This is a genomic window from Streptococcus parasuis (genome assembly GCF_021654455.1).
Lineage (GTDB): Bacteria > Bacillota > Bacilli > Lactobacillales > Streptococcaceae > Streptococcus > Streptococcus parasuis.
The window spans coordinates 866335-888908 of record NZ_AP024276.1; the positions used below are offsets into that span (position 1 = coordinate 866335).

The window sequence follows — 22574 nt, forward strand, 5'->3', positions numbered from 1 at the left end:
TAAAAGTGATAGTGCGATAATTCCCCATTTAAATGGGAATGATTTTTTTCGATTTTTTCTTTGGTATGACATGGTTAAAAGAATACCAATAGAACATTAAAAAAGTCTTAAAAATGAGTAGAAGATGGCCTGAAAGAACAGGTAGAGTGATAAGCAGGTGTATTCATATTTGTAGACACATGTGGGGGTAGGTGTGATATGATCATAATAAACTTACTCAGATTCCAATTTGTTCACTTATTTGTTTCCGAATGGGTTAGAAAGAAATATTTTTTTACTGATGATTGAACAAAATATAGTTGAATTTTTAGTACCACAGCCCTTTCCATGTTACAATAAGGTATCACACTTTGGAGGTGTTATATGAAATGGAATAAAAAACTAGCACTTAGTGCTATCTTAGTCGCAAGTTTGTTTACTTTGTCAGCCTGTCAATCGATTACGAACTGGTGGAAGAACACCAAGGAAGAATGGATTGGTCTAGAAATGACCGTTCGAACTTTTGATGAAAATTCTCAATTAATTGATGAAATGTCTGGGAAATCCTTGTCAATTTCTCGCAACCAAGAGTTTGACTCTGTGGATGCTGAAGGCTATTCAAATGCAGATTCGTCTGTTTTAAAAGTAACCTTAGGTCAATATGAGATTGATCATGTTGGTTCATCCTTGATTGCGGCGGAAGAGGGATTGGAAGACCTATATGCCAAATACCAAACAACGGTAGATATTGCCAATTATGACCGTTCGATCCCCTTGGTGAATCGCATGGTTTCAAGTTTGAAAAATGATTTTACTGGTAAGGCAAAGGTGGTGCTTATTCGGTCACAAAATGGTACACCTTTGGCAACCTATGTTGGAGATAAAGTTTCGCTATATGCTTCAGATGCACCAAAGACTTCTGAGCTTTTAGTTGATGGCAAACGGTTGATTATCTATCGTTGTGACTATACCATTTATGACAGAGAGCTATTGGAGAATTAAATGATAGAGATTCGGAATGCGCAGGTTGAAGATGCGGCAAATTTGGTGGCCATTTATGCCCCGTATGTTGAAAAAACTGCCATTACTTTTGAAACACAAGTACCTGCAGTAGAAGATTTTGCGAATAGAATTGAAAAAACATTGAAAAAATTCCCCTATCTGGTCGCAGTCGAAGAGGGACAGATAGTGGGATATGCCTATGCATCGACCTATTATGCACGTGCAGCCTATGATTGGACGGTAGAAATGTCGGTCTATGTTCAAAAAGAAGCGCGTGGAAAAGGGATTGGGAACTTGCTCTACACTGCTTTGGAGGAGGAATTGACTGCGCGTGGGTTCAAAAACTTTTTAGCCTGCATTGCCTTACCAAATCCTGCTTCCATTGCCTTGCATGAAAAGAGAGGATATCAGCAGGTGGCTCATTTTAAAAAAGTTGGATATAAATTTGGCACTTGGCATGATATCGTCTGGCTCCAAAAGTCTCTTGTAGGTGACTAAAATGGATATTGTAGAATTGGAAAAACGATTGTTGGCCCTGGCAGAAAAAGGGCAGGCACAGCCTATGAAGGCCTACATGAAAAACAATTTTGACTTTCTAGGTGTTCGGACACCTGACCGTCGAAAAGTTGCTAGGCAATTTTTCAAAGAATCTAAGGCTCAGGGAATTGACTGGGACTTTGTAGAGGCTTGCTGGGTCAAACCCTACCGTGAGTTTCAATATATCGCCATTGATTATCTGGTTACCAAGAAAAAAGACTTGGTTCTAGCTGATTTACCCCGTTTGAAAAAACTGGCTCAAAGTAAGTCTTGGTGGGATAGTATTGATGGATTAGATAAACTAGTCGGTAAGATTGTTTTGGACAATCCAGAGGCCAAGCAGACAATCTTGGAATGGAGTTTGGATGACGATTTCTGGTTGAGACGGATTGCCATTGACCACCAGCTTCTCCAAAAAGAAAAGACGAATACGGAACTGTTGGAACAAATCCTGATCAATAATCTCAATCAGACAGAATTTTTTATCAATAAGGCAATTGGCTGGAGTTTGCGGGATTATTCCAAGACCAATCCTGAATGGGTACGAGACTTTCTGGGAAAATACCAACATCAAATGGCAAGTTTATCGATTCGTGAAGCAAGTAAGTATTTATAGGTTGAATGATGACAAAAGTATATGAATTTGATGCAGTTATCCATCCTGTCCCGGATAAGGGTGGAGCATATATTATTTTCCCATATGATATCCGTCAGGAATTTGGGAAGGGGAGAGTAAAAGTACATGCGACTTTTGATGGGCATCCCTATGATGGCTCTATTGTCAATATGGGAATGAAGGATGAAGAGGGCAATATTTGTTATATCCTCGGTATCCAGAAGGCTATTAGAGCTACAATCGGTAAGCAACCTGGAGATACGGTGTTCGTAACCATTCGAGAGCGGTTTGAGTAGTTAGACTTGCAAAACTGTCAAATTATGATAGAATAGGTTCATGCGATGAGCCGAGTAGTGACTTAGTCACATTCGACGCTAGGGAGGTCTTCATTTAATTGAAACGCAGGAGCGGACCTTGAATAGTTGTTGTGAACCTGCTATTCTCATCAGCAATGATGCCCTTACCCACCATTTTTGGTGGGCTTTTTTTCATTTTTATACTTTTCATTTGTATAAAATGTGGTATAATTAAGAAATAATAAATTTTTTGAAAATTTTGAAGAATTGATCTAAAGGAGATACTTATGGCATATGTAGTGGCTGTCGTTGGTGCGACAGGTGCAGTTGGTGCGCAAATGATTAAAATGTTGGAAGAATCAACTCTTCCAATCGAAAAAGTACGTTTATTAGCTTCTGCTCGCTCTGCGGGAAAAACCCTTCAATTTAAAGGACAAGAGATTGTTATCGAAGAAACGACTGAAACTGCCTTTGAAGGTGTTGATATTGCACTTTTCTCAGCTGGTGGTTCTACATCTGCTAAGTTCGCTCCATACGCGGTTAAGGCGGGTGCAGTTGTTGTAGATAATACATCTTATTTCCGTCAAAATCCTGATGTTCCTTTGGTTGTTCCTGAGGTTAATGCACATGCTTTGGATGCACATAATGGAATTATCTCTTGTCCAAACTGTTCAACTATTCAAATGATGGTTGCTTTGGAACCAATTCGTCAGAAGTGGGGCTTGGAACGGATTATCGTTTCAACTTATCAAGCTGTATCTGGTGCAGGTATGGGTGCAATCCTAGAAACGCAGGCTCAACTTCGAGCTGTATTGAATGATGGTGTTGATCCAAAAGCTGTTGAAGCGAACATTCTTCCTTCTGGTGGTGATAAGAAACATTACCCAATTGGATTCAATGCACTTCCTCAAATTGACCTCTTCACTGAAAATGACTATACTTACGAAGAGATGAAAATGACGAAGGAAACGAAGAAAATCATGGAAGATGATAGTATTGCCGTTTCTGCAACCTGTGTTCGTATTCCAGTTTTGTCAGCTCACTCAGAATCTGTTTACATTGAGACAAAAGAGATTGCTCCGATTGATGAAGTCAAAGCAGCAATCGCTGATTTCCCAGGTGCTGTTCTCGAAGATGATGTTGCTAACCAAATTTATCCTCAAGCGGTCAATGCGGTTGGAAGTCGTGATACCTTTGTTGGTCGTATTCGTAAGGATTTGGACAAGGAAAATGGTATCCATATGTGGGTTGTTTCAGATAACTTGTTGAAAGGTGCTGCGTGGAACTCAGTTCAAATCGCAGAAACACTTCATGAACGTGGTCTTGTTCGTCCAACAACAGAGCTGAAATTTGAATTGAAATAAGAACTTATTAACAGAAGTACACAAAAGGCTGCGCTCAGCCTTTTTTAGCAACAAGAAGAGAGGAAGTACGATGTCTATTCAAGATTTACGTGATGTAAAAATTATCACAGCGATGATTACCCCTTTCAAAGAAGATGGTTCTATCAATTTTGACGTTTTACCAGAATTAATTGAGCATTTGTTGGCACATCATACGGAAGGTATTTTATTAGCAGGTACAACAGCCGAAAGTCCGACATTGACACACGAAGAAGAATTGGAGTTGTTTGGTGCAGTTCAAAAAATTGTCAATGGCCGTGTTCCTCTAATTGCTGGTATTGGTACTAACGATACCCGTGACTCAATTGAGTTTGCCAAAGAAGTCGCAGCTTTTGGCGGTTTTGCAGCTGGTTTGGCTATTGTTCCTTATTACAATAAGCCATCTCAAGAGGGAATGTATCAGCACTTTAAGGCCATTGCTGACGCTTCTGATTTACCAATAATCATTTACAATATTCCTGGACGTGTAGTGGTGGAAATGACTCCTGAAACCATGTTGCGTTTGGCTGAACATCCTAATATTATCGGCGTCAAGGAGTGTACTAGCCTTGCCAATATGGCTTATTTGATTGAGCACAAACCAGAAGATTTCTTAGTCTATACTGGTGAAGATGGTGATGCTTTCCATGCAATGAATCTGGGAGCTGATGGGGTCATCTCTGTCGCGTCCCATACCAATGGTGATGAGATGTACGAAATGATTTCCGCTATCGCCCAGCAAGATATCAAAACAGCGGCAGCCATTCAACGGAAATTTATTCCGAAAGTCAATGCCTTATTCTCATATCCAAGCCCTGCACCGGTGAAAGCAGTATTAAATTATCTAGGATTTGAAGTTGGACCGCTTCGCCTACCACTCGTACCATGTCCTGTTGAAGATGCAAAACGCATCATCAAGGTCGTTGTAGACGGCGATTACGAAGCAACAAAAGCCACCGTCACAGGAGTAGTCAGACCGGATTATTAAAAACGTCCAGTGGACGTTTTTAACCCGAGCCTAGAAATTCAAAAGCGAGGACAGTCAGGGGATACGAATAGTCCAGTGGAGTGAAACAGTTCGGGGAACTGTTTCAGCTGGTCACCAAGAAATACGAAAGTGACCAAAGAGACCTGAGCCTGAAAAATAAAAAAGCGAAGTATATTAGCTGGTCACCAAGAAATACGAAAGTGACCACAGAGACCTGAGCCTGAAAACCCAAAAGCGAAGTGTTTTAACGCGAGCCTAAAAACAAAAAATAAACAATGACTGTTTGTTTTCTGAAAATTATTAGAAAGAACACAGATTTTTAAATCAGTAATTTGAAAATCCGTGTTTTTATTTTTTTCTTAGATAAACAAATATTAGAAAGCACAACATTTCTAAAAATCATTTTTTATTCTCCATTTTCCAGTTGCAAGCCTTTCCATTCTTGTTGATTTCTTGTTATAATGACAAAAAAGGATGAAGGAGCAAGTATGAAAATTGTTATTATTGGAGCTTCATTTGCTGGATTGAGTGCAGCTTTGGAGTGTAGAAAATTGTATAAAGATGCTCAGATTACATTGATTGATCGAGAAACGGATGTTGCCTTTTTTCCAAATGCCTTAAACTGGAAATTGTCAAATCGCATGACCGAATGGGAGGAAGCAAGGATTTCTTTGTACAAGGAACTATTGCAGACTACCATTACCTGTCTCTTTGAAACTGAGTGTTTAGCCATTAATCCTGAAACGAGTCGGCTTAAATTGAGACAGCAAAATGTCATCAGTGAACTAAGCTATGATCGTCTGATCTTAGCTATGGGTGCCAGTCAAACGTGGGAATGGGGCCAGGAAGAACTTCAGGACTACTTGATTCGATCTAAGACCCTTACTCAAGCGCAAAGTAGTCTAGAAAAAATAAAGCAAGCAAAAACTATTGCAGTGATTGGAGCGGGTCAGATTGGCTTGGAAAGCTTAGATGCACTGAGTCAACGGAATTTGAAGTTACTTGTGTTTGAGGCGCAAGATTCCCTGTTGGCGAAGTATCTTGATGAGGAGATGGTTGAGCCCATTCGTCTGGAAATGGAACAAAGAGGAATTCAGGTACATTTATCTGAAACTGTGAATCAGATTGAGATAGATGAACAGGATAAGCAACTGATTTGCCAGACTGTAAATGGAAATTATCGAGCTGATTTTGTTCTTCCATCAACCAATTTGATACCCAATATTCAGTTGGTAAAAAGTCTCCTGAGAATAAATGTTGAAGGAACTGTTTGGGTAAATGAATTTCTTGAAACGAGCCAGAAAAATATTTTTGCTGTGGGAGATTTGATAAGTTTACCAGTAGAATATTTTGGTCAAGCTTATCTTCCAATGATTCATCATGCTATTCGAACTGGTAGACTAGCTGCTCAGAACCTAGTGATGCAAAGTATTCCATTGAAAAAAACTCAACGGATTGTATCGAGTCGCTTGTTTGGCTATTATGTGACTAGTATTGGGTTAACAGAAAGTGAAGCAAATTTATGGCTGAAGTGTAAGTCGATTCGGATGAGGAGCCCATACAGTCAATGGGAATCAGAAATGGCTGATTTAAAATTGATTGTAGATGAAAATGGACGGATCGTAGGAGGTCAACTCGTTTCTGTTGTCGATCATATTGAACAAATGGATGCCTTGTCACTTGCCATTTCAAATGGTTTAACAGTATTTGATTTAGTCCAACAATCTTGGTTATGTCTTCCAGGTAAGACTCCCTTGGTGCCAATGATGGTAGAAGCAGCTCAGGAATATATTCGGCAAGAAAACCTAGCACATATGGAGGTTGACTATGCAGATTGATTCCCTATTGGAAAAACGCGAACGAGCTATTTATCAGTTACTCCTGTTTGTGGAAAACAGAAAAGACGCTCCCTTGCTGAAAGATGTATGTCGCCATTTAGATCTGACAAAATCAACTTTATTGCGCTATATAGAATCATTTAATGAAGAGTCGCATGCTGCCGAATTGGGTCTTTTATTTCACCTTGAGGAAGAAAAGGTTTCTCTACAAAAAGATGCTCAACTAAGTCAAGAACAAATATTATCTTATCTTTTTCAACCAAGTATAAAGTATCAGATCATTGTATTTTTATTGGATAAAGAAGATGTTTCTTTACAGACATTGTCTCAAGAATTACTAATTAGTGAGGCAACGCTCAATCGCCATATCGCATCACTAAACCAATTACTGGCTGAATTCGGCATCGCCATTAAAAGCGGTCGGTTAAAAGGAAGCGAGCTTCAAATTCGGTATTTATTACACCAAATCCTCCTCTTGACAACTGTTAGCTCCAAATACCAAGAGGAATTTGCCAGACGCCATTTGGACGCCTTATTACCCTTATTTGAACGCTTTTATCAGTCAAAACTCAATCCTAAACAGGCCTATCGTCTTTTATTATGGTTGATGATTTCACAACAACGGTCTAAGTTACAACAGTTGGATTATAAGGCACTGTATAGCCTTATGAGACCTTATCAGGACCATAAATTTTATCGACAATTGCGGAAGATGTATCTGACAGTGGGACAACAACAATCTGCTTCCTTTCAGGAAGGTGAGATCATGGCATTATTTGCATTTTTGTTTAGTCATTTTATTTTAGAACCACATCAGTTGGAACAGGTTCTGGGCTTTGGTGGTCCAATTATGGAAGCAACGTCACTTGCTTTGCACGTTTTTCGTTCACACCTAGGAGAGTCCTTGTCGATTTCAGAAGAGGCCCTTTATCATTTGAATCAGACCATGAGTCAATTGTATTTCTTTCAATCTACGCTTGAACTTGAAGTGGTACAAGAACTTTCATTTGAAGACGAAGCAGCCCAATTATTAAAAAATGTCTTTAAAACAGCTTTTCATAGAAGTTTAGATGCTGATCAGGTAATGGCTGGCTATTATCCAAAAATCATAGCCTTATATGTATATTTTAGTCAGGTACAGCCGATACAGGTCAAAATTGGTTTCGCATCTTCTTTGCATGAGGTTTTATCCTATCCTTTATTAATGCAGTTGAGAGAAAAGCTTGAAGGCAATCGTCAGGTGCTTATAGACCCCTATCAGAATGGAGAATCTTATGATTTCATTATCACTGACTACCTAAACGAATCGCCATGCCCTATTTATTATTTAGGAACTCAATTAAAAATGCATGACGTTGTACAATTGAAATCTATTATACAAGACCTGTACAATCAAAAGGCAAGACAATCAGAAAAAATTGCAACTCAAACACCTTTTCCAATAGAACATCGGTAACTGATTGAAAAAATATCTTTAGCAGGAACAAAATAGTTGCTTGAAAAAATTTGATATATGTTGATTTGCTGGACTTTCTAGCTCACTTATATCAAATTTTTTTATTTTTTAAAAAAAATTGATAGGATACATTGCCGGGAATGGGTTAGAATAGAGTTACCAAGAAAACGGAAGCGTTTTCAAAAAAGATAAACAAACAGGAGGGAGACCTATGTCTACTGAAAAATACATCATGGCCATTGACCAAGGAACTACAAGTTCACGTGCCATTATCTTCAATAAAAAAGGTGAAAAAGTTGGCAGTTACCAAAAAGAGTTTACGCAAATTTTCCCTAAACCAGGTTGGGTTGAACATAACGCAAATGAAATTTGGAATTCTGTTCAGTCTGTGATTGCAGGTTCCTTTATTGAAAGCGGTGTTCGTCCTGATCAAATCGAAGGAATTGGTATTACCAACCAACGGGAAACAACGGTGGTCTGGGATAAGGAAACAGGCCTTCCGATTTACAATGCAATTGTCTGGCAATCTCGTCAAACAGCTCATATTGCTGACCAGCTGAAGGCGGATGGTTACGCAGATATGATTCATAAAAAAACAGGACTTGTAGTCGACGCCTACTTCTCAGCAACCAAAGTTCGTTGGATTTTAGACCAAGTCCCTGGAGCACAGGAACGTGCTGAAAAAGGTGAGATTCTGTTCGGAACCATTGATACTTGGTTAGTGTGGAAGTTAACAGATGGCAAACAGCATGTGACGGATTATTCAAACGCAGCTCGTACCATGCTCTACAACATTGAAGAGTTGAAATGGGATGATGAAATTTTATCTCTTCTCAATATTCCAAAAGCCATGTTGCCGGAAGTTCGTTCAAACTCTGAAGTTTACGGTACAACAGCTCCATTCCATTTCTATGGCGCAGAAGTGCCAATCTCAGGTATGGCAGGTGACCAACAGGCAGCTCTATTTGGACAATTGGCATTTGAGCCAGGTATGGTGAAAAATACTTACGGAACTGGTTCCTTCATCGTGATGAATACAGGTGAAGAGATGCAGTTGTCACAGAACAACCTTCTCACAACAATTGGCTATGGTATCGGCGGCAAAGTCTACTATGCTTTGGAAGGCTCTATCTTTATCGCTGGTTCTGCGGTTCAATGGCTCCGTGACAGCATGCGAATGGTGACTACATCACCTGAGTCAGAAGAGCTTGCTCGGAAGTCTACCAGCAATGATGAAGTCTATGTTGTTCCAGCCTTTACAGGACTTGGAGCTCCGTATTGGAACTCAGATGCGCGTGGATCAGTCTTTGGATTGACACGTGGTACAACAAAAGAAGACTTCGTCAAAGCAACGCTTCAATCCATTGCTTACCAGGTTCGTGATGTCATTGATACCATGCAAATAGACACAGATATTGATATTTCTGTCTTGAAGGTTGACGGTGGTGCAGCTATGAATAGCCTCCTCATGCAATTCCAAGCAGATATCTTGGGTATCGAAATCGCACGCGCACAAAACCTTGAAACTACAGCTCTTGGAGCAGCATTCCTAGCAGGTTTAGCAGTTGGTTTCTGGAAAGATTTGGATGAATTGAAAGAACTCAACGCTGTCGGCCAATCTTTCCAACCAACCATGAACGAAGCTCGTAAGGAACAACTTTACAAGGGATGGAAAAAAGCTGTTGCAGCAACTCAACTATTTGCAGAAGTGGATGAGGAGCAATAAAGGACTTGTTAGCTAGGGGAATGAAGGTTTTCCTCTTGCTAGACAGTCCTATTCGAAAGTTAGGAAGTGAATCGTATGGAATTTTCAAAAGAAACAAGACGCTTAGCCATTGAACGAATGCAGGATCGTCAACTAGATCTCCTCATTATCGGGGGAGGTATTACAGGTGCTGGTGTGGCTTTACAGGCAGCGGCAAGTGGCATGGAAACAGCCTTGATTGAGATGCAAGACTTTGCAGAAGGCACTTCAAGTCGCTCAACTAAATTGGTCCATGGTGGATTACGATATTTGAAACAATTTGACGTGGAAGTGGTATCCGATACTGTATCTGAACGCGCAGTAGTACAAAATATTGCCCCACATATTCCAAAGCCAGACCCAATGCTTTTACCAGTTTATGATGAGCCTGGTTCTACCTTCAGCCTCTTCCGTTTGAAAGTAGCCATGGACCTGTATGATCTCTTGGCTGGCGTCAACAATACTGCAATGGCCAATAAGGTCTTGACAAAAGAAGAAGTTCTTGAACGTGAACCAAACTTGAAGCAAGAAGGATTGATTGGTGGTGGTGTCTACCTCGACTTCCGCAATAATGATGCACGCTTGGTCATTGAGAACATCAAACGTGCAGCCAAAGATGGTGCCTTGATTGCCAGCCGTGTCAAAGCTGAGAAATTCATCAAAGATGAGGCTGGAAAAGTTATCGGAATTGTTGCTCGTGATTTGCTGACAGATAGCACCTTTGAAATTCATGCTCGTTTGGTCATCAATACAACAGGACCTTGGAGTGACGAAGTGCGTAACCTCGGTGGCGAAGGTTCAGGCGTTCTCCAGATGCGTCCAACCAAGGGTGTGCACCTAGTTGTCGACAGCTCTCGCTTGTCTGTGCCACAGCCGACTTATTTTGATACAGGTCACGCAGATGGTCGCATGGTCTTTGTACTTCCACGTGAAAATAAAACCTATTTTGGTACAACAGATACAGATTATACTGGTGATTTGGCGAATCCAATGGTAACCCAAGAAGACGTTGACTACCTGCTTGATATTGTCAACAATCGCTTTCCAGAAGCAAACTTGACCTTGGATGACATCGAGAGCGGCTGGGCAGGTCTTCGTCCCCTCTTGTCTGGAAATGGAGCTTCTGACTACAACGGTGGAAATAATGGTAAGCTCAGTGATGATAGCTTTAATAGCTTGATTGAAACGGTTAAAGGCTATTTGAACAATGAAAAGACACGAGACGATGTGGAACATGATTTGACGCATTTGGAAGGCAGTGTTTCTGAAAAACACTTGGATCCTTCAGCTGTATCACGCGGTTCTGCCCTTGATCGCGATGAAAATGGGTTGCTGACTCTTGCAGGTGGTAAAATTACAGACTTCCGTAAGATGGCTGAAGGAGCAATGGAAAAGGTTGCAGATATCCTCAAAGAAGAACATGGTCGCAGCTTCAAACTCATCAATTCTAAGACCTATCCAGTATCAGGTGGTGAATTGAACCCGGCAAACGTTGTAGAAGAAATCGAACATCTTGCTCAACTAGGTGTGAAGAAAGGTCTTGTCTATGATGATGCGCTTTACTTGGCAAACTTGTACGGCTCAAATGCTCCAAAAGTTTTTGCATTGAACCATAAAGTAGAAGCCGTCTCTGACTTGAACAAGCGTGACTTGCTTTCCCTTCACTATGCTATGAAGGAAGAGATGACCTTGACTGCAGTTGACTATCTTCTCCGTCGTACCAACTACATGCTCTTTATGCGTGAGCAGTTGGATGCAGTAGCACCAGACATTTTGAAAGAAATGGCAGCTTATTATGCATGGTCTGAGGAAGAAGTTGCTCAACAGGAACAATTGTTAGCAGAAACACTTGTTAAGAATGATTTGACCTATTTAAAAGAAAAATAGAAAGAGGTGCATGATGACAAATGAATTAATCGGTGAAGTATTGGGAACCGCCTTACTAGTCTTACTAGGTAATGGTGTGGTAGCAGGAGTAGTACTAGATAAGAGTAAGGCCAAGGATGCTGGTTGGATTGTAATCACAATTGGTTGGGGTCTAGCAGTAGCCATGGCAGCTTTTGTGAGTGGTTTATTGGGACCTGCCCACCTCAATCCAGCTGTATCAATTGCAATGGCCTTTGCAGGAAATCTCCCATGGGGGTCTGTAGTCCCTTATATCCTTGCTCAATTTATCGGAGCCTTTATCGGAAGTATCTTGGTTTACCTCATGTACAAAGACCACTACGACGCAACAGAGGACACTGGTGCTGTATTGGCAACTTTCTCTACTGGACCTGCCATCCGCAACTTAGTTTCTAATACAATTAGTGAAGCAATCGGAACCTTTGTTTTGGTCTTGGGATTACTGGCTTTCGGTCAGTATGATTTTCCAACAGGTCTTGGCACTTTAATCGTCGGCGGTTTGATTGTTTCCCTCGGTGTTTCTCTTGGTGGTCCAACAGGATATGCCCTAAACCCTGCGCGTGACCTTGGTCCTCGTATCATGCATGCCATTCTTCCATTGAAGCACAAGGGAGATTCAGATTGGGGTTATGCATGGGTACCAGTAGTTGGTCCAATCATCGGCGGCTTGCTGGCGGCTATCCTATATGGTCTCATATTTTAAGAAATATCCTTCTCTAATCAGCAATGGTTAGGGAAGTTTTTTTACTTGGCTGTCAATCGTGAGCAAAAGATTGTAATCTATCAATAATTAGTGATAAAATAACCTTATCATAATCAAAGAGGTATTCTTATGAACAATACAGGTATTCATCACATTTCAAGCTTGGTTGGAAATATTCATCAAGCCTATCATTTTTATCATCATATTCTCGGCTTAAAATTAACCTTAAAGACGGTAAATCAGGACGATTCTTCTATGTATCATTTGTTTTTTGGAGATGCCGAAGGCCGCTTTGGAACGGAATTCACCATTTTTGATATGCCGACACTACCTCGACAACGGGAGGGGGCAAATCGTTTGGAACGAACCATTTTTCTAGTCAAAGATTTTGCTGCCTTGGAATTTTGGCAGAAAAGATTGACAGAGTTTGAAGTGGAAAATGAAGGAATTCAGGCCTTTGGAAATGGGCATATCTTGAATTTCCAAGATGAGGATGGCCAGTTACTTGGATTAACCTATTATGAATCCACTGGTGACATGCTTCCAGTCGAGACCAAGGATATACCGGTTGATGTGGCAATTCTAGGTATAGCGGGCATACAGATGCGGGTTCGTGAAGAAAAAGCTCTAATTGACTTACTTGAGGACCGTTTTGGTTTTGTGGAAGAATATCGATTTGAATACCAAGGACAAGAAGTGATTTCACTAGTGTTTGATAACGAATTTCAACACCGAGTGCAGGTTATGGTTGATAAGGAATCAAAAATAAGTGTAATTGGTGTTGGTGGCATACATCATGTTGCTTTCGGCGTGCTTGATGAATCTGATTTAGAAGAAATGGTTGACCATTTGAACCATCAAAATCGTCCACATTCTGGTATTATCAATCGAGATTTCATGTATTCCTTGTACTTCCGAGCGCCAAATTATCTCATGTTTGAGGTTGCAACGATGACAGGTGAACGGGAAGCTCCTATGCCAACTCAAAAAGATCAACTGGATGAAGTCGAGTTATTCTTGCCAAGTTTCTTTGAAGAGGACAGACAGGAAATCGAAAAAAATCTCTCCCACCGTTATAGTCTTTCAGTTTGCATTTAGTACTCGCTCCAACTATCTGGGAGATAGTTGGAGGTTGGAAATAGAGCGAACAAAGTTCGCATCAACAGCTGCAGGCAGTACTGGAGTACGGCAAAGCGAGTTCAAATGGGAGTGGGAAAGAACTCGACCAAGATAAAAAGAGTTCGTCTTCCCACCCCCGCACAGTTGATTAGGCCAGATTTGGAGTGCAAAACACGAACAAATCTGCCAATCAACCACTGCGCTGAGATGTTGACACGAACTCTGAGTAGTGGTCCTGGGCTTTTTGCCCAGCCTCGTTTGAAGTTGGAAATAGGGAAACGAAGTTTCCTCGTACGTCGAAGTAATAAAAGATAAACTGAATGACGATATTAGGAGAAAAGAGATATGGATTATTGCTTTATCAAAGGGACCAGTCCCCGTCTCTTGGTCTTTTTCCATGGTACAGGTGGCAACAAGGAATCAATGCTCTTTCTTCGCCAACAGCTGGATCCAGAAGACTCTGTCCTTTCCTTGGATGGAAGTTGGGGCCAGGGTAGGGACAGGCGTTTCTTTGCTCCGCTGATTGACGGTCAGCTGGATCTTGTCGATTTTGAACTGCGCTTGTCGGCTTTTCTGGATTTTTGGCAGGACTTAGCTACTCAATCCTACCAGCAGATTACCTTCGTTGGCTTTTCAAATGGTGCTAACTTCATCATGGGCTTGTTAACCAAACAGTCAAATTTGGCGGATAATTATATCTTGCTCCACCCCTCGGCTTTAGATTATGCGTTTCCTATGGAAAATAGCAGAGCAGAGATTTTGTTTACACTGGGGCAGAATGACCATCTCGTCGACCAAGTTGCTCTTGAAAATTTTGTAGATGACTGGCAAGCGTCAGCCTTTCCCAAAGCCAACCTAGCTCGTTTTGACAAAGGGCACTTTCTAAGTCAAGACGAATTGACCTATGTGAGAAATTGGTACCAAGAAAGAATAAACGAAAAGGCCTGAACCAATATGTTCAAGCCTTTAAGAGTTATTAGATTAAGGATTCTAATTTGTCAACCAATGAACCAACATAGGCGATGGTTTCTTTAAGAGGTTGATCTGTTGAAACGTCAACACCAGCGTGTTTAGCAAGGTCTTGGGCAGAAAGACTTGCACCGAGTGACAAGGTTTCCAACCATTTTTCAACAACTTCTTCAGGATGTTCTTCCAATTGTTTCGCCATAGCCGTACCGATGGTCAAACCAGCTGAGTAGGTATATGGATACAAACCAATGTAGTAGTGTGGTTGACGCATCCAGATAAGACCTGCATCGTCACCGATTTCAAAGTCTTCACCCCAGAATTCCTTGATGATGTCTAGCTTGATTTGACAGAGAATGTCCCCATTTAGATATTCATCATTATCAAGGCGAGTGTAAACTTCACGTTGGAAGGCGGCTTCAAGCAAGTGAGTCACCATGTTGTGGAAGTAGGTACGACTAATTAATTCACTAATCAAATAGGCTTGGAAACCAGGATCTTGATTGTTTTTCAAGAGTGTATTACATGTCAAGACCTCATTTGCAGTAGATGGAGCTTCGATGAAGTATAGTGATGGTTCATAGCTCAGCACACTTTGTTTCTTAGCTAATTGGAAATGACCAGCGTGTCCCAATTCGTGAGCCAATACCAAGACCTCATTCATCAAACCTGTCCATGATAGTAGGATATATGATGGTCCATCGTAAAGAGTAGCACAGAAGCCACCTGTTGCCTTGCCTTCGTTTTGAGCAAAGTCAATCCAACGCTCATCAAAAGATTGTTCAATCATTTTTACATAATCTTCTCCAAGAATACCCAAGCAGTCAATCAAGAATTGTTTGGATTCTTCAGGTGTGATGCGTTGGTTATATTCAGAAGGAAGACTGATTTTCAAGTCAGCGTGTGTGATTTTGTCCAAACCATGAGCCTTAGCAACCAATTTCACATAGCGACGCATGTGAGGAGCCAATTCCTTCATGATGACATCAATCTGACGGTCGAAGAGATCGCGGGAGACATTTTGACTGTGCAAGAGGAAGTCGATCGTATTGTCAAAACCACGTAAGCGAGCTTCGATTTGTTCGTTTTTGATATGAGACAAATAAGTTGCAGCAGTTGTATTTTTGTATTTCTTCAAGGTTGAATAGAAGCCAGCAGCTGAATTGCGACGGATTTCGGTATCATGACTGAGTTCATAATCATTTTCAAAGAGAACATAGCTGTTTCCAAGTGTTTCACCATTGGCTTCAAAACTATCAAAGGTCATATCTTCAAACTTGGTCACACCGTAATTGTTATAAGGCTGACCAAATGTTGGTGCAAAGTTTGCAAGTAACTCTTCTTGTAAAGGATGAAGCTGGTATGGTTTTTGACGAATAATATTTTGGATGTATGATTCCCACTGAGGTTGGTCAGCAATCACACTTTCCAATACATCTTGATCTAATAAACTCAGTTCTGTAGGTAAGAAAGACAATTTTGGAATTGTGTAGGCAATTGTCAAGTCAAAGTCATTTGACAAACTGGCTAACTCGGTGTTCATTTTATCAACTTCAAGCGGTAGGAAAGCGTAGTGTGATAATTTACTCTCTAAAATAGCTAAGCCTTCGTATTCTTTTAGAGCAGAAACAATGGTTTCAAGTGTTGATAATTTTCCTTTGTAACTTGCTTCAAAATTCTCAACTTGTTTTTTATAGGTTACCAAGGCATCTTTATAGGCCTGATTATCTGGAAAAATCAGATTGGTATTCCAAGTAAGTTGAACGTCAATTTCATGACGCTTTGGCATTGCATTAGACATGGTATTCTCCTTTATGTTGTAATATTGACATTATATCACAGAATGAAAAAAGAAACTTGACAAAACCGTGAAAAACATAGATAATTATTAGTATGAAAGGGTTTACTGAAAACCAGAAAGGAGCTTTTATGCAAGTCATTAAACGTAGCGGAGAAATTGTTGAATTTGATCCAGAAAAAATTTATCAAGCTATTCTCAAGGCAGCCCAAACAGTTTATGTTATTGATGAAACTTGGCGGAAGAATCTTGCTCAGGTAACCAAAAAAGTTGTTCTTGACTTGGAAGAAGCTCATACAGAGCGACCAACGATTAGTATGGTTCAATCTCAGGTTGAACATCGTTTGCTTGATGCGGGTTATATCTCAATTGCAGAACATTATATTTCTTATCGTTTACAACGTGATTTGGAACGTAATGGTTATGCTGATAAGATTATTGTACATTTGCGTTTTGAACAAGTACGTTAAGCTGAGGAGGCTGGGCAAAAACTAGCCAGTAAATAAAAAACACAGATAGATTCAAGCTGATTTTGATGAAATTCAGCCGAACTGTCTGTGTTTTTCTTTTATCTCTATTATCTTGGACTATTTTCTTAGCCAATTTCGTTAGATTCATGCTCATTAGGAGAAATCCTATCTCTGTTTCAACCACTTTTTGTCCTCTGACATGAACTCTGCGCACGCCAAAAACACCCTTCATCCTACCAAATACAGGTTCGACATCCACCTTGCGTTTGGCATAAATGCGGGTTCCCACTTTACTTGTCAATTCATCTTTGACTAAGTTCTTGAAATAGTTCCACGTAGGATTATACTGAATTTGTTTGAGATTTCCTTTTTCCGTCCGTGCTAATTGGTCTAATTCCTCACTAGCTTGTACTGGATCAGCTTCGTAAATCTTAATATCTCTCTCAAATCCATACTTATCCGTTCTTCGTGAATAATTCTTGAATGAATACACAACCCCATCTGGCTTTATCCACTGATCAGAATCTTCTAGATAGGTCCAGTTTTCAGGATTGGCATCACTCTTCTTATAGCTTTTCTTCTGCTCTTTCTGATAAGTTCCGTAAGGAATCAGAGGTGTTTTCTCCAGGTCATCAACGATAAAGCTATAATTTTCTTCACTACCATAACCTGCATCCGCGACAATGTGTTGAAAGAGTTCTAAGGTTTGGATGGATTGAAGAAAAGGCTTGAGTGTACGAGTGTCAGTTGGATTCGGATACAATCCGTAAGCTAAGGCAAACTGGCTGTTTGTGCCAAGTTGTAGGTTGTAGCCTGGTTTGAGCTGACCGTTCTTCATATGATCTTCTTTCATTCGCATGAATGTTGCATCGTGATCCGTTTTAGAATAGGAATTTCGCTCTTGTAGAATCTGCTTATCTCGTTCGTACTTCTGTTTCCGAACAAGAAAATCCTCTTTCAACTTTCTCTTTAGTTTTTTAATTCTTCTTCGTTTCTGTTTGTTGGCAGAGCCACCTTTGATGACTTTAGGCTCTTGTGAGATAGCTTCTTCCACCTCGTCCAATACTTGTTCGGTTTCTTGTAGGAGTTGTTTGAGCCCCTCGCTAGTGAGGCATTCTTCCTTGGACAAGGCAGTATTCACCCCTTCTTGAACTAGTTTGTCATAAAGGGCAGAAATGTTTCCATTCAAGGCATCTTCATAGCGTTCAACGGCCTTTTTCCACGTGAAAGAATACTTGTTGGCATCAGCTTCTACCTTAGTCCCGTCAATGAAGAGAGCCTCATCTTCAATCAATCCATTCTCTCTGAGGAGGAGGGTGAAGTAGATGAAGGCAGTTTTGATGAGCTGATTGGCGTGTGTGCTAGCCCGAAAGCTATTTATGGTCCGATAACAGACATAGGTATCCTGACTCAGCCATTTCATAGGAATAACTTCTTCATTCATTTGAACGATTTTCCGACCAGAGAATACCTGACGAGCATAGGCGAACAGTGTCATTTTAAGCAACATAGCTGGATGAAAGGCTGGACGACCAGTATGGGAAGTTTCTTCCAATAGAATGGATTGAGGAATAGTATCCACAAACTGACTAATCAGACGAGCCTCATGCGTTGCAGGTAAGTCCCAAGCAATATTTAATTCCAAACTAAGCTGATTTGTGTTATACTGTTTATACATTTTCATGCCTTTCTAGTTGTTTTGTGGTTATTATAATTATAAAGCATGAAATGGAAAACGAGCAACTCCTAATTGGAATTGCTCGTTTTTTTATTGTGAGAAGCTAGTTTTTGCCCAGCCTCTTTTTGGCATATCAGCAAATATATATATTGGCAAATATCAATTGAATTTAAAAAATGTGATATTCTGAGCATATATTTTGTAATCGGTAACATTTTTGGTGTATAATGAATCTCGTAAAAATATATTTCGAAAGTGAGATTTTTCTATGTCTAAAATCGTTGTTGTCGGTGCGAACCATGCTGGTACTGCCGCAATCAAAACTATGTTAACAAATTATGGTCAAGAAAATGAAATCGTTGTATTTGACCAAAACTCAAATATTTCATTCTTGGGTTGTGGGATGGCTTTATGGATTGGTGAGCAAATTGCAGGTCCAGAAGGTCTATTCTATTCAAATAAAGAAGAGTTAGAAAGCTTGGGCGCAACAGTTTACATGGAGTCACCTGTTACAGCTATTGATTATGAAGCAAAAACAGTTACTGCGCTTGTAAACGGTCAAGACCATGTTGAATCATTTGACAAACTTCTTTTTGCAACTGGTTCACAACCAATCTTGCCACCAATCAAAGGAGCTGCCATCAAAGAAGGTTCTCTTGAATTTGAAGCAACTCTTGAAAACTTGCAATTTGTTAAATTGTACCAAAACTCAGCTGATGTTATCGAAAAATTGAAGAACAAAGACATCAACCGCGTTGCAGTTGTAGGTGCTGGTTATATCGGTGTTGAGCTTGCGGAAGCATTCCAACGTAAAGGTAAAGAAGTAGTCCTTATCGATGTTGTTGATACATGCTTGGCTGGTTACTATGACCGCGACTTGTCAGACCTTATGGCTAAAAACTTGGAAGACAATGGTATCAAACTTGCTTTCGGTGAAACTGTTAAAGAAGTTGCTGGTGATGGCAAAGTTGAAAAAATCATCACTGATAAAAACGAATATGATGTTGACATGGTTATCTTGGCAGTTGGTTTCCGTCCAAACACTGCATTTGCTGGTGAAGGAATTGAGCGTTTCCGCAATGGTGCCTTCCTTGTAAACAAGCGCCAAGAGACTTCAATCCCAGGCGTTTATGCTATTGGTGACTGTGCAACAATCTACGACAACGCTACTGGCGACACAAGCTACATCGCATTGGCTTCAAACGCTGTACGTACTGGTATCGTAGCAGCACACAACATTTGTGGTACTGACCTTGAAGGTATCGGTGTACAAGGGTCTAACGGTATCTCTATCTATGGATTAAACCTTGTATCAACTGGTTTGACTCTTGAAAAAGCTACTCGTCTTGGATTTAACGCAGCAGTTACAGAAGTGACAGACAACCAAAAACCAGAATTCATGGAGCATGGTAACTTCCCAGTTACAATCAAGATTGTTTACGATAAAGATTCACGTCGTGTTCTTGGTGCACAAATGGCTGCTCGTGAAGATATTTCATTGGGTATCCACCTCTTCTCATTGGCAATCCAAGAAGGTGTTACAATCGAAAAATTGGCATTGACAGACTTGTTCTTCTTGCCACACTTCAACAAACCTTACAACTACATCACAGTAGCTGCCTTGGGTGCTGAATAATTAATTGAATACAAAAGCTCAGAGATTGCTCTGGGCTTTTTTGCTTGCCATCTATCACATTGCAACTGCCTATTGAGAGTTTTTTTGGTATAATGGAGAGAATGATTTTTTAGAGAGTGTATGAGAAAATGAACCCATTATTAAACGGAATGAATGACAGACAGGCAGAAGCGGTGCAGACGACAGAAGGACCGCTTTTGATTATGGCAGGAGCTGGTTCGGGTAAGACGCGAGTCCTGACCCACCGTATCGCGTATTTGATTGATGAAAAAATGGTCAATCCTTGGAATATCTTAGCCATTACCTTTACCAATAAAGCGGCGCGTGAGATGAAGGAGCGGGCCTATGCCCTCAATCCTGCAACTCAAGATTGTTTGATAGCTACCTTCCACTCCATGTGTGTCCGCATTTTGCGTCGGGATGCTGACCATATTGGCTATAATCGCAATTTTACGATTGTCGATCCAGGTGAGCAACGCAGTCTCATGAAACGGATTTTGAAAAATCTCAATTTAGACCCGAAAAAATGGAGTGAACGTTCTATCCTGGGAACTATTTCCAATGCCAAAAACGATTTGATTGATGACAAGGCATTTGAAGCACAGGCAGGCGACCTATACACGCAGATTGTTGCTAAATGCTACACGGCTTATCAAAAGGAACTAAGACAGTCAGAGGCCGTTGACTTTGATGATTTGATCATGTTGACGCTCCGCCTTTTTGACCAAAATCCAGAGGTCCTGACCTATTACCAGCAGAAATTCCAGTACATACATGTCGATGAGTATCAGGATACCAACCATGCCCAGTACCAATTGGTCAAGCTCCTGGCATCTCGTTTCAAGAATATCTGCGTTGTCGGAGATGCGGACCAGTCTATCTATGGTTGGCGTGGTGCGGATATGCAAAATATCCTGGACTTTGAAAAGGATTATCCAGAGAGCAAGGTTGTGCTTTTGGAGGAAAACTATCGTTCGACCAAGAACGTCTTGCAGGCTGCCAATGAGGTTATCGAAAACAACCGCAATCGCCGTCCGAAAAAACTCTGGACACAGAATGCCCAAGGGGATTTGATTACCTATTATCGTGCTCGGGATGAAAATGACGAGGCGATATTTGTAGCGAGTCAGATTGACCAGTTGCACCGAGAAGGTAAGGCCTATAAGGATTTTGCAGTTCTCTACCGGACCAATGCTCAATCCCGTACCATTGAAGAAGCTTTGCTCAAGTCCAATATCCCTTATACCATGGTCGGCGGTACCAAGTTCTACAGCCGTAAGGAAATTCGGGATGTCATTTCCTACTTGAACCTCATTGCCAACCCATCAGACAATATTTCTTATGAACGCATTGTCAATGAGCCAAAGCGTGGTGTTGGCCCCGGAACGGTTGAAAAGATACGTGATTTTGCGACCAGTCATGGCATGTCCTTGCTGGAAGCATCACAAGATATTATTCTGTCACCAATCAAAGGGAAGGCAGCACAGGCAGTCTTTGACCTAGCCAATCTCCTCTACAATCTCCGTAATCAATTAGACAACTTGACGGTTACCCAGGTAGTCGAGGCAGTATTGAACCAAACAGGCTATATTGATGCCCTTGCAGCACAAAACACGTTGGAAGCCAATGCTCGCATTGAAAACATCCAGGAATTCCTTTCTGTTACCAAAAACTTTGACGAAAAGGATGCTGAGGAAGAAGAGACAGGTCTAGATAAATTAACACGCTTCCTGCTTGATTTGGCACTGATTGCTGACACAGATGATGGCGATAGCGAATCTTCAGAAGTGACCCTTATGACCCTCCACGCAGCTAAAGGTCTGGAATTTCCTGTTGTCTTCTTGATTGGTATGGAGGAGAATGTCTTCCCGCTCAGCCGTGCAGCAGAAGAAGAGGACGAATTGGAAGAAGAACGTCGTTTGGCTTACGTAGGTATCACACGGGCAGAACAGATTCTCTACCTGACAAATGCTAATTCACGCCTCCTTTTTGGTCGCAGTAATTACAACCAACCTAGCCGCTTTATACGTGAAATTTCCAGTGATCTCCTTGACTACCAAGGCCTCGCTCGTCCAGCCAATACTAGCTTTAAGGCTTCTTATGTCAATGGCAGAGCGACACAGTTTGGACAAGGCATGAGCTTGCAACAAGCCCTACAAAGTCGAAAAGCATCCGTACAACCATCTGCCAAGCTCGGAGGCAGTATGCCTTTCGCATCAAGCAACCAATCGTCAAGCTCAGGCACCAACTGGTCAGTTGGTGACATCGCAGTCCACAAGAAATGGGGACGCGGTACAGTCCTTGAAGTTTCAGGCTCAGGCAGCAATCAAGAACTCAAAATCAATTTCCCTGACATGGGACTCAAAAAAGTCTTGGCAAGCTTAGCGCCGATAAGTAAAGAAGATTAAATTTAGTTAAAAAACAATTGCAGTAAGCTCGAAAATATGATAAAGTATTTTTG

Annotated in this window: 17 protein-coding genes and 1 pseudogene; 16 read left to right on the forward strand and 2 right to left on the reverse strand. The window is 40.9% G+C overall.

Going from position 1 to position 22574, the window contains the following annotated elements; all coding sequences use genetic code 11:
- Positions 1-363: 363 nt before the first annotated feature.
- The 13 genes from L6410_RS04410 to L6410_RS04470 all read left to right on the forward strand — a co-directional run bounded on the left by L6410_RS04410 (position 364) and on the right by L6410_RS04470 (position 14513).
- Complete coding sequence (locus L6410_RS04410; protein WP_237396347.1) at positions 364-981, forward strand: DUF5052 family protein; 618 nt, start codon at positions 364-366, stop codon at positions 979-981.
- A complete protein-coding gene (locus L6410_RS04415; protein WP_237396349.1) occupies positions 982-1479 on the forward strand; it encodes a GNAT family N-acetyltransferase in 498 nt (165 codons plus the stop codon).
- 1 nt (position 1480) lies between these two features.
- Positions 1481-2134 carry a DNA alkylation repair protein gene (locus L6410_RS04420; RefSeq protein ID WP_237396351.1) on the forward strand — a complete coding sequence of 218 codons (654 nt, stop codon included), beginning with the start codon at positions 1481-1483 and terminating at the stop codon, positions 2132-2134.
- A gap of 8 nt (positions 2135-2142) precedes the next feature.
- Positions 2143-2430 carry a DUF1905 domain-containing protein gene (locus L6410_RS04425; RefSeq protein WP_237396685.1) on the forward strand — a complete coding sequence of 96 codons (288 nt, stop codon included), beginning with the start codon at positions 2143-2145 and terminating at the stop codon, positions 2428-2430.
- Between the two features lie 287 nt (positions 2431-2717).
- The gene (locus L6410_RS04430; RefSeq protein WP_237396354.1) at positions 2718-3794 is read left to right on the forward strand and encodes an aspartate-semialdehyde dehydrogenase; all 1077 of its coding nucleotides are present in this window, start codon (positions 2718-2720) and stop codon (positions 3792-3794) included.
- Positions 3795-3864: 70 nt separating this feature from the next.
- The gene (gene dapA / locus L6410_RS04435; RefSeq protein WP_024392817.1) at positions 3865-4800 is read left to right on the forward strand and encodes a 4-hydroxy-tetrahydrodipicolinate synthase; all 936 of its coding nucleotides are present in this window, start codon (positions 3865-3867) and stop codon (positions 4798-4800) included.
- A gap of 488 nt (positions 4801-5288) precedes the next feature.
- Positions 5289-6638, forward strand: coding sequence for an NAD(P)/FAD-dependent oxidoreductase (locus L6410_RS04440; protein WP_172055712.1), 1350 nt, complete (start codon positions 5289-5291; stop codon positions 6636-6638).
- A complete protein-coding gene (locus tag L6410_RS04445) occupies positions 6628-8094 on the forward strand; it encodes an AcpB/EbpR/MafR family transcriptional regulator (RefSeq protein WP_172055713.1) in 1467 nt (488 codons plus the stop codon). Before L6410_RS04440 ends, L6410_RS04445 begins: the two co-directional genes overlap by 11 nt.
- A 211-nt stretch (positions 8095-8305) precedes the next feature.
- The gene (gene glpK / locus L6410_RS04450; protein ID WP_172039091.1) at positions 8306-9820 is read left to right on the forward strand and encodes a glycerol kinase GlpK; all 1515 of its coding nucleotides are present in this window, start codon (positions 8306-8308) and stop codon (positions 9818-9820) included.
- Positions 9821-9895: 75 nt separating this feature from the next.
- Positions 9896-11725: a type 1 glycerol-3-phosphate oxidase gene (gene glpO / locus L6410_RS04455; protein ID WP_172025537.1), complete on the forward strand. Its 1830-nt coding sequence runs from the start codon at positions 9896-9898 to the stop codon at positions 11723-11725.
- Positions 11726-11738: 13 nt separating this feature from the next.
- Positions 11739-12446, forward strand: a complete 708-nt coding sequence (locus L6410_RS04460; protein WP_160864177.1) for an MIP/aquaporin family protein — start codon at positions 11739-11741, stop codon at positions 12444-12446.
- A 129-nt stretch (positions 12447-12575) separates the two neighbouring features.
- The gene (locus L6410_RS04465) at positions 12576-13544 is read left to right on the forward strand and encodes a VOC family protein (RefSeq protein ID WP_172040315.1); all 969 of its coding nucleotides are present in this window, start codon (positions 12576-12578) and stop codon (positions 13542-13544) included.
- A gap of 366 nt (positions 13545-13910) precedes the next feature.
- Positions 13911-14513: an alpha/beta hydrolase gene (locus L6410_RS04470; protein ID WP_237396355.1), complete on the forward strand. Its 603-nt coding sequence runs from the start codon at positions 13911-13913 to the stop codon at positions 14511-14513.
- A gap of 28 nt (positions 14514-14541) precedes the next feature.
- On the opposite strand, the gene pepF is transcribed toward L6410_RS04470, so the two are convergent.
- Positions 14542-16332 carry an oligoendopeptidase F gene (pepF, locus tag L6410_RS04475; protein WP_172025539.1) on the reverse strand — a complete coding sequence of 597 codons (1791 nt, stop codon included), beginning with the start codon at positions 16330-16332 and terminating at the stop codon, positions 14542-14544.
- A 128-nt stretch (positions 16333-16460) separates the two neighbouring features.
- Between pepF and L6410_RS04480 the strand changes: the two genes are divergently transcribed.
- Positions 16461-16799, forward strand: coding sequence for an ATP cone domain-containing protein (locus tag L6410_RS04480; RefSeq protein WP_024397113.1), 339 nt, complete (start codon positions 16461-16463; stop codon positions 16797-16799).
- Between the two features lie 120 nt (positions 16800-16919).
- On the opposite strand, the pseudogene L6410_RS04485 reads toward L6410_RS04480, so the two are convergent.
- Positions 16920-18477 (reverse strand): annotated as a pseudogene (locus L6410_RS04485) (IS1182 family transposase); the annotation flags it as partial.
- 268 nt (positions 18478-18745) lie between these two features.
- Between L6410_RS04485 and nox the strand changes: the two are divergent.
- Both nox and pcrA read left to right on the forward strand, forming a co-directional pair.
- On the forward strand, positions 18746-20113 hold the full coding sequence (gene nox, locus L6410_RS04490) for a H2O-forming NADH oxidase (RefSeq protein WP_024397114.1): 1368 nt from the start codon (positions 18746-18748) through the stop codon (positions 20111-20113).
- Between the two features lie 128 nt (positions 20114-20241).
- On the forward strand, positions 20242-22521 hold the full coding sequence (pcrA, locus tag L6410_RS04495) for a DNA helicase PcrA (RefSeq protein ID WP_237396356.1): 2280 nt from the start codon (positions 20242-20244) through the stop codon (positions 22519-22521).
- The last annotated feature ends 53 nt before the right edge of the window (positions 22522-22574 follow it).

Excerpts from the sequence above, each read along its gene's own strand:
- L6410_RS04410 (WP_237396347.1), top strand. The coding sequence starts at position 364 with ATGAAATGGAATAAAAAACTAGCACTTAGTGCTATCTTAGTCGCAAGT.
- L6410_RS04415 (WP_237396349.1), top strand. The coding sequence starts at position 982 with ATGATAGAGATTCGGAATGCGCAGGTTGAAGATGCGGCAAATTTGGTG.
- L6410_RS04420 (WP_237396351.1), top strand. The coding sequence starts at position 1,481 with ATGGATATTGTAGAATTGGAAAAACGATTGTTGGCCCTGGCAGAAAAA.
- L6410_RS04425 (WP_237396685.1), top strand. The coding sequence starts at position 2,143 with ATGACAAAAGTATATGAATTTGATGCAGTTATCCATCCTGTCCCGGAT.
- L6410_RS04430 (WP_237396354.1), top strand. The coding sequence starts at position 2,718 with ATGGCATATGTAGTGGCTGTCGTTGGTGCGACAGGTGCAGTTGGTGCG.
- dapA (WP_024392817.1), top strand. The coding sequence starts at position 3,865 with ATGTCTATTCAAGATTTACGTGATGTAAAAATTATCACAGCGATGATT.
- L6410_RS04440 (WP_172055712.1), top strand. The coding sequence starts at position 5,289 with ATGAAAATTGTTATTATTGGAGCTTCATTTGCTGGATTGAGTGCAGCT.
- L6410_RS04445 (WP_172055713.1), top strand. The coding sequence starts at position 6,628 with ATGCAGATTGATTCCCTATTGGAAAAACGCGAACGAGCTATTTATCAG.
- glpK (WP_172039091.1), top strand. The coding sequence starts at position 8,306 with ATGTCTACTGAAAAATACATCATGGCCATTGACCAAGGAACTACAAGT.
- glpO (WP_172025537.1), top strand. The coding sequence starts at position 9,896 with ATGGAATTTTCAAAAGAAACAAGACGCTTAGCCATTGAACGAATGCAG.
- L6410_RS04460 (WP_160864177.1), top strand. The coding sequence starts at position 11,739 with ATGACAAATGAATTAATCGGTGAAGTATTGGGAACCGCCTTACTAGTC.
- L6410_RS04465 (WP_172040315.1), top strand. The coding sequence starts at position 12,576 with ATGAACAATACAGGTATTCATCACATTTCAAGCTTGGTTGGAAATATT.
- L6410_RS04470 (WP_237396355.1), top strand. The coding sequence starts at position 13,911 with ATGGATTATTGCTTTATCAAAGGGACCAGTCCCCGTCTCTTGGTCTTT.
- pepF (WP_172025539.1), bottom strand. The coding sequence starts at position 16,332 with ATGTCTAATGCAATGCCAAAGCGTCATGAAATTGACGTTCAACTTACT.
- L6410_RS04480 (WP_024397113.1), top strand. The coding sequence starts at position 16,461 with ATGCAAGTCATTAAACGTAGCGGAGAAATTGTTGAATTTGATCCAGAA.
- nox (WP_024397114.1), top strand. The coding sequence starts at position 18,746 with ATGTCTAAAATCGTTGTTGTCGGTGCGAACCATGCTGGTACTGCCGCA.
- pcrA (WP_237396356.1), top strand. The coding sequence starts at position 20,242 with ATGAACCCATTATTAAACGGAATGAATGACAGACAGGCAGAAGCGGTG.